Source organism: Mycobacterium sp. IS-2888 (assembly GCF_001954215.1).
Lineage (GTDB): Bacteria > Actinomycetota > Actinomycetes > Mycobacteriales > Mycobacteriaceae > Mycobacterium.
Genome location: NZ_MBET01000072.1, coordinates 112,592 through 119,232, shown reverse-complemented (window position 1 = coordinate 119,232; position 6,641 = coordinate 112,592). Strand labels below are relative to the sequence as shown.

The following is a 6,641-nucleotide window of genomic DNA, read 5'->3' as shown; positions in this document are numbered from 1 at the left end:
GCGGCGTTGGCTGGTGTGCTCGACGGTGAGCTGAAGGCGGCTTTTCAGCGCGTGCGCCAGCAGATCGCGAGCGGCCGGGGTGGTGGAAGTGGCTGTGGGATTCACGATCAGCACGGCGCGCATGATGGACGAGCTTATGCGGGGCGGTTAAGACCCCGCTGTGGGGGAACCGGCCGCTCGCGGGGCGCGGTGGGCCGGCCTGACTACGCTGACGCTGTGAATTCGCCGGCCCCGACTCCCGTCCCAACCACGGTGCGCGTCGCGGGATGGATCGTCGCGGCGCAGGGCGTGGCCGCCCTGGCGATGGCCGCGGTGCTGGTGGTGCGCGGGATCGCCGGAGCCGACCAACGCGTGGTCAACGGCCTGGGCACCGCGGTCTGGTTCGTCCTCGCGGGTGCCGTGGTGCTCGCCGCGGGGCGGGCGCTGGTGATCGGCAAGCGTTGGGGTCGCGGGCCCGCGGTGTTCACCCAGCTGCTCCTGCTGCCGATTTCCTGGTATGTGGCGGTGGGCTCGCATCAGCCGGCGTTCGGGATTCCCGTCGGTGCCCTGGCGCTGAGCGCACTGATCCTGCTTTTTACTCCGGCGTCGGTACGCTGGGCCGCCGGCGGCGATCAGCGTGGTCCGGCCAGCTCGGCCAACGGCGGACCGGACAGCCGATAGGTGGTCCACTCCCGCTGCGGTTGCGCGCCGATTTCGTCATACAGCGCAATGGCATTGACGTTCCAGTTCAGCACGGCCCACGACAATCGCGTATAGCCGTTGTCAACGCACTCGCGCGCCAGCGCCCTCAGTAGCGCGCGGGCCAGGCCGCGGCGGCGAAACCTCGGGCGGACGAACAGATCTTCGAGGTAGATTCCCGCGACGCCGTCCCACGTGGAGAAGCTGAGAAACCACAGCGCCGTCGCCGCGATCTCGCCGTCGACTTCCGCGACGTGACCGTGCACCATCGGCGGACTAGCGAAAAGCGCTGTGGAAACGTGTGTTTCGGTCACCGTGCACTGTTCGGCGGCGCGTTCGAATTCGGCCAGCCCGTGGATCATTTCGGCAATATCGGCGCAGTCTTGTCGTGCGGCGCGGCGGACAATTACGCTCATTGGTCGACTCCCAGCGCGCCCAGTATCGTGGCGAATTTCGTTGTCGTCTCGTCGACTTCGTCATCGGGATCCGATTCCGCGACGATGCCGCCGCCAGCGTGCGCGACGGCCGTGCGACGGTCCGCCGACAGCTGCGCGCAGCGAAGGGACACCACCCAGCGTCCGTCGCCGCGGGCGTCGCACCAGCCCACGGCTCCCGCGTAGAAACCACGGTCCCCTTCGAGCTCGGCGATGAGCTCGGCCGCTGCCTTGGTCGGCACCCCGCCGACCGCGGGGGTGGGATGCAGCGCCAATGCCAGATCGATTGCGGTAGTTGACTTGTCACGCAAGCGACCGCTGATCGGTGTGCACAGGTGCCACACCGCGGCCGTGCGATTCAATTGCGGCTCGGAAGCGATCGTCAGGTCGTCGCACAGCGGCTCCAGGGCGGCCCGCATGGTATCGATGACCAGCTGGTGCTCGTGACGGTTCTTGGCCGAGTCCGCCAGGGCCGCGCCGTTGGCGGCGTCGAGGTCCGCGTCGCGGGCGCGGGGCGCCGAGCCGGCGAACGGCCGGCACTCGACGCGGTCGCCGAAGCGAGCGACCAGAAGTTCGGGGCTGGCGCCCACCAGCGCCGCACCCGCGTAGTCTCCGCCCGCCGCGGTCAGGTCGACGAGATAGCCGTAGGCGGCCGGGTCGGCGGTCACCAGCCGGCGCAGCAGGACGCGCGCGTCCAGCGGAGCATCGGCGACCAGCCGCAGGGCGCGCGCGAGCACGACCTTGTGCAGCGGGCTGCCCGGGCTGGTTAGCCGGTCCCGGGCCAGGCTAATCCGGACGCGGTAGTCGGCGGGTGGCGGGACGGCGGCGGCGACCCGCACCGCCGGCAGTGGGCCCGTCGGCCAGTCGGACGGGCCGTCGGTGCGCAGCACGGTGTTCGGCGCCAGCAGCGCGGCGGGTGCGTGGAGGTCGAAAGGCAACGCGCCCAACACGATTGGGGCCGACCCCGATCGCAGCGCAGCTTGCGCCGCCCGCACGTCGCGGTAGCGCGTCCGCACCCCGTCGGCGACCAGGGTCCCGCGCGGCCCGCATAGCGCGAACGGCGGCTCGGTTGCTGTCACTGACCGGTCAACCCGAGCGCACATAGTTGCCGCACCCCGTGCTCGAAGCCGCAGACGGCGATGGAGGCGGTGATCATCCCGAAGCGGCGGCCTTCGACGAGCGGCAGCTCGACCCACCGCGTGATGACCGCGCGGGAGAAATGGCCATGGCTCACGAACAACACGTCGCGCGAATCCATGTGCTCCAACGCCATCGCGACGGCCCGGTCGGCGCGCTCGCTGACCTGCGCGACGCTCTCGCCGCCGGGGCATCCATGCGTCCACACCAGCCAGTCGGGCACCGACTCCTGGATCTGCGACGTGGTCAGGCCCTCATACGACCCGTAGTCCCACTCGGCGAGCAGTGGTGACACCTCGTCGACGGTGAGCCCGGCCAACTCGGCGGTCGTCAGGGAGCGTCGCCGCGGGCTGCTGATCACCAGCGGGTCAACGAGATTCAGTTCGCCCAGCGCCCGCCCGGCCAGCTTGGCCTGCGTGCGGCCGGCATCGGTCAGCTCGACCTCGGTGCGGCCGGTGTGCTGGCCCGATTTCGACCACTCGGTCTCGCCGTGGCGCAGCAGCACCAGACGGTAATTGTGCAAGCCCATGCCGACAGATTCTGCCGGACGACATGCCGGCCCCGTCGGCCGAAGCGCACGGCGGTCGAACATGCCAGGATGGGCACTGTGACCGCGGCAACAATGTGGAGGGCGGGTGCTTGTGAGTAAGACCCGGGTACTGGCGGTGGCCAACCAGAAGGGCGGGGTGGCCAAGACCACGACCGTCGCCTCGCTGGGTGCGGCGATGGTGGAGAGCGGCCGGCGGGTGCTGCTTGTCGATCTCGACCCGCAGGGCTGTCTGACCTTCTCGCTCGGCCACGATCCCGACAAGCTACCCGTGTCGGTGCACGAAGTGCTGCTCGGTGAGGTCGAGCCCAACGCCGCGCTGGTCACGACGATGGAGGGAATGACGCTGCTACCGGCCAACATTGACCTGGCCGGCGCCGAGGCGATGCTGCTGATGCGGGCGGGCCGCGAGTATGCGCTCAAACGAGCACTCGCCAAGGTCTCCGACGACTTCGACGTGGTGATCGTCGACTGCCCGCCGTCGCTCGGTGTGCTCACCCTCAACGGGCTCACGGCCGCGGACGAGGTCATCGTGCCGTTGCAGTGCGAGACGCTGGCTCACCGCGGCGTCGGCCAATTCCTGCGGACCGTCGCCGACGTCCAGCAGATCACCAACCCGAATCTGCGGATGCTGGGCGCGCTGCCGACGCTGTACGACTCCCGCACCACGCACACCCGCGACGTGCTGGTCGATGTCGCCGACCGCTACGACCTGCAGGTGCTCGCCCCGCCGATCCCGCGCACGGTGCGCTTCGCCGAGGCCAGCGCGTCCGGCTCGTCGGTGATCGCCGGGCGCAAGAACAAGGGCGCGACCGCCTACAAGGAGCTGGCGAAGGCGTTGATCAAGCACTGGAAGTCCGGCAAACCGCTGGCGACCTTCGCGGTAGAGATTTAGCGGCGCGCGGTCAGCCCAGCGCGACCACGGTGTCGCCGCGCTGCTCGAACACCCTGGAACCGGACACCGCCGGGACGACGGGCGTTCCCGGCTGCGCCCGGCTGGCCGCCCGATCGACCGGGATGTAGCGCTCGCTCGAGCCGTTGACCGGGTTATAGACGCCGATCGCGCCGGTGACCGGCACCAGCAGCTTGCCCGCCATCATCACGCCGGGCCCAAGCGGCGCCGTCGTCTCGCCGGCGGCGATGGTATAGCGCGGGGTCAGACTGTTCGCGTCGAAGACCATGACGGAATCGCCGGTCCACCAGGTCACCAGGTTGCCCGCCTGGGACACCCCCGCTTGGGACGCGAGAGCCGAGCTCGACGGCGGCTTGGGCAGCAGGGTGCTCGACACGGTGGTGCCCGTGTCGTCGATCACGTCGACCCTGGGCTGCCCGCCGGAACCGCCGGGCAGATACACCGCGGTGTTGTTCTCCCGGACGGCCAGCACGCGGGCGCCCGAATCCGCCGTGATCCCGGGTTCGGACACGACGTGTTGTTGGGGTTCGTCGTCTTCCTTGGCCGGGCGCAGCAGGACAAGCCGTAGATCCGCCTGATTCACGCAGCTTTCGAACACCGAGACCGCCGACGAGCTGGCGGCCGCCGAGACCAGCCGGCATCCGGAGTGCAGGCCCCGCGCCGACGGTTTCACCCGGGCATCGGTTTCCCCGTAGGCCAGCATCCGCACCATGTCCGAGCGCCAGAGTTCCAGCCGGGTAGCGCCCGCCGACAACACCGTCGTGCCGTCGGAGGAGAGGCGGACCTGCGGATCGGCGGTACCGCTGCGTGCGGGCCCGCGGCGACCCGTCGAGCCGTCCAGCGTGCTGACCTGACCGCAACCGCGGTCGTCCCGGTAGACCGCGACGGCGAAGCGATAGAGCCACGTCACCCCGCAGAGATCCGTGTCGCGCGCGTAGCTCCAGCGTGACTGGCCGGTGCCGGCGTCGCGCCCGTCGAGCCGGCGTCTGTCGGCGGTGGTGACCGTCCCGCCGACCACGATGGGTGCGGTGCTGCCGACGCTCTTCGCCGTCCACAGCTGATGCAGGGTCGCCGGCACTTCCCGGGCCGGCGTCGGGTTGGGCGCGCCGACGGCGGCTGGCCGGCTGATGGCGGCCCGCGCGTCGCTGGTCCACCAGATCAGTGCGGCGGTGGCGGCGACGACGACCGCGATCGCCGCGGCGGCCATGACGTCGCCCTTGGTCCGGCGTTCGGGTCTGACCATGCCGCGGCGTGGGCTCAGTTGCCGATTGCGGAGGCGGCGGTGGTTTCGGCGGGCTTGCGGCGGCGACGGCGGCGCCGGTTGGTCCCGCTGCCGTTGGAGCTCACCTGAGTCTCGGCGTTTCCGCCATTGCCACTGCCATCGCTGGCGGCTCCGTTGCCGGCCGGGTGGCCTGAGACGGGCTGCCCGCCGCGGGTGCGACGCCGCCTCGCGCCGGAGCGGCCCGACTTCTGGGCCGAGCTTCGACCCGAGCTCTCGCCCGAGCTTCGACCCGAGCTCTGGCCCGAGCTCTTGGTATCGCGGCGCTTGACCGGCGACTTACGCGGCGTGCCGACCTTGCCGCCTGCCTCGGCAGGGATGCCGAGCTCGGCGTACAGGTGCGGTGAGTTGGAGTAGGTCTCGGCCGGGTCGGGGGTGTCCAGGCCCAGCGCCTTGTTGATCATCGACCAGCGGGGCAGCTCGTCCCAGTCCACCAGGGTGACCGCGACGCCGGCCTTGCCGGCGCGGCCGGTGCGGCCGATCCGATGCACGTATGCCTGTTCGTCCTCGGGAATCTGGTAGTTGATGACGTGGGTGACGTCGTCGATGTCGATGCCGCGGGCGGCCACGTCGGTGGCGACCAGCACGTCGATGTCGCCGGTCCGGAATGCCTTGAGCGCCTTCTCGCGCGCTATCTGCCCGAGGTCGCCGTGCACCGCGCCGACCTTGAAGCCCCGTTCGGCCAGCTCGTCGGCAACCTTCTGCGCGGTGCGCTTGGTGCGGGTGAAGATCATGGTGGCGCCGCGGTCGTTCGCCTGCAACACCCGGCTGACCAGCTCCACCTTGTCCAGCGCGTGGGCGCGGTAGACGAACTGTTCGGTGGTGTCGTGGGTGGCGGCCGAGTGCGGGGCCTCGGCGCGGATGTGGGTGGGCTGGTTCATGAACGTGCGGGCCAGCGTGATGATCGGGTCCGGCATGGTCGCCGAGAACAGCATCGATTGCCGGTCGGCCGGAATCTGGCGCAGAATGCGCTCGATGTCGGGCAGGAAGCCCAGGTCGAGCATCTCGTCGGCCTCGTCGAGCACCAGCACCGAGAGCCCGCCGAGCTGCAGGTGACCCTGCTGGCATAGGTCGAGCAGCCGGCCCGGGGTGCCCACGACGACGTCGGCGCCGGTGCGCAGCGCCTCGATCTGCGGCTCGTAGGCCCGGCCGCCGTAGATCGACACCACCGACAGCGGGCGGCCGCCTTCGGCGGTCAGGTACTTGGCCGCCGTGGCCAGGTCGCCGGTGACCTGCAGGCAGAGCTCGCGGGTCGGCACGACGACCAGCGCGCGAGGCGTGCCGTTGAGCGGCCGGGCTTGAGCGTTCGAGCCGCCGGCGGTGATCCGCTGCAGCAGCGGCACGCCGAACGCGAAGGTTTTGCCCATGCCGGTGCGGGCCTGGCCGATCACGTCGTCGCCGGCCAGAGCCAGCGGCAAGGTCAATTCTTGGATGGCAAAAGGACTTTCGATGCCTTCTTCGGCAAGCGCGCGCACGACTTCGTCGCGGACGCCGAGCTTGGCAAACGTATTTTGGGGGGTCAGTTCAGTTGCGCTTGTGAGTGCGGTCATACGGGGGTGTTGTGCCTTTCGGTGACGTCTTCGGTTGGTCGGTTTTTCTGTCGCGGTCACGCGCGCACGAATTCCGACTCCACGTCGCCGAGTCGCGGGCCCC

The 6,641-nt window shown here is 70.2% G+C and carries 7 protein-coding genes and 1 pseudogene; 2 read left to right on the top strand and 6 right to left on the bottom strand.

From position 1 onward, the window contains the following. Nucleotides 1-123 (bottom strand): annotated as a pseudogene (locus tag A5745_RS24430) (diacylglycerol kinase family lipid kinase); the annotation flags it as partial. A 93-nt stretch (nt 124-216) separates the two neighbouring features. Here A5745_RS24430 and A5745_RS15155 point away from each other — a divergent pair. Beyond that, a complete protein-coding gene (locus tag A5745_RS15155; protein ID WP_076116983.1) occupies nt 217-660 on the top strand; it encodes a hypothetical protein in 444 nt (147 codons plus the stop codon). On the opposite strand, the gene A5745_RS15150 is transcribed toward A5745_RS15155, so the two are convergent. From A5745_RS15150 to A5745_RS15140, 3 genes are read right to left on the bottom strand one after another with little or no spacing between them, the layout of a single operon-like run. Continuing rightward, nucleotides 612-1,094 carry a GNAT family N-acetyltransferase gene (locus A5745_RS15150; protein ID WP_076116981.1) on the bottom strand — a complete coding sequence of 161 codons (483 nt, stop codon included), beginning with the start codon at nt 1,092-1,094 and terminating at the stop codon, nt 612-614. The two genes, A5745_RS15155 and A5745_RS15150, sit on opposite strands and share 49 nt — an antisense overlap. Beyond that, nucleotides 1,091-2,215: an isochorismate synthase MenF gene (locus A5745_RS15145; protein ID WP_076116980.1), complete on the bottom strand. Its 1,125-nt coding sequence runs from the start codon at nt 2,213-2,215 to the stop codon at nt 1,091-1,093. The genes A5745_RS15150 and A5745_RS15145 overlap by 4 nt, the downstream gene beginning before the upstream one ends. Further along, nucleotides 2,188-2,778: an acid phosphatase gene (locus A5745_RS15140; protein ID WP_076116978.1), complete on the bottom strand. Its 591-nt coding sequence runs from the start codon at nt 2,776-2,778 to the stop codon at nt 2,188-2,190. Before A5745_RS15140 ends, A5745_RS15145 begins: the two co-directional genes overlap by 28 nt. A gap of 112 nt (nt 2,779-2,890) precedes the next feature. On the opposite strand from A5745_RS15140, the gene A5745_RS15135 reads away from it, so the two are divergent. Next, on the top strand, nt 2,891-3,691 hold the full coding sequence (locus A5745_RS15135) for a ParA family protein (RefSeq protein ID WP_076064527.1): 801 nt from the start codon (nt 2,891-2,893) through the stop codon (nt 3,689-3,691). Between the two features lie 10 nt (nt 3,692-3,701). Here the strand turns inward: A5745_RS15135 and A5745_RS15130 are convergent, their stop codons facing one another. Both A5745_RS15130 and A5745_RS15125 read right to left on the bottom strand, forming a co-directional pair. Continuing rightward, the gene (locus A5745_RS15130) at nt 3,702-4,952 is read right to left on the bottom strand and encodes a hypothetical protein (RefSeq protein ID WP_076116976.1); all 1,251 of its coding nucleotides are present in this window, start codon (nt 4,950-4,952) and stop codon (nt 3,702-3,704) included. A gap of 14 nt (nt 4,953-4,966) precedes the next feature. Continuing rightward, entirely contained in the window at nt 4,967-6,538 is a 1,572-nt protein-coding gene (locus A5745_RS15125; RefSeq protein WP_076116974.1) for a DEAD/DEAH box helicase, read from the bottom strand. Nucleotides 6,539-6,641 lie beyond the last annotated feature (103 nt).

Bases quoted from the DNA above. Each gene is read 5' to 3' on its own strand.
- A5745_RS15150 (WP_076116981.1), bottom strand. From the start codon at position 1,094: ATGAGCGTAATTGTCCGCCGCGCCGCACGACAAGACTGCGCCGATATT.
- A5745_RS15145 (WP_076116980.1), bottom strand. From the start codon at position 2,215: ATGTGCGCTCGGGTTGACCGGTCAGTGACAGCAACCGAGCCGCCGTTC.
- A5745_RS15140 (WP_076116978.1), bottom strand. From the start codon at position 2,778: ATGGGCTTGCACAATTACCGTCTGGTGCTGCTGCGCCACGGCGAGACC.
- A5745_RS15130 (WP_076116976.1), bottom strand. From the start codon at position 4,952: ATGGTCAGACCCGAACGCCGGACCAAGGGCGACGTCATGGCCGCCGCG.
- A5745_RS15125 (WP_076116974.1), bottom strand. From the start codon at position 6,538: ATGACCGCACTCACAAGCGCAACTGAACTGACCCCCCAAAATACGTTT.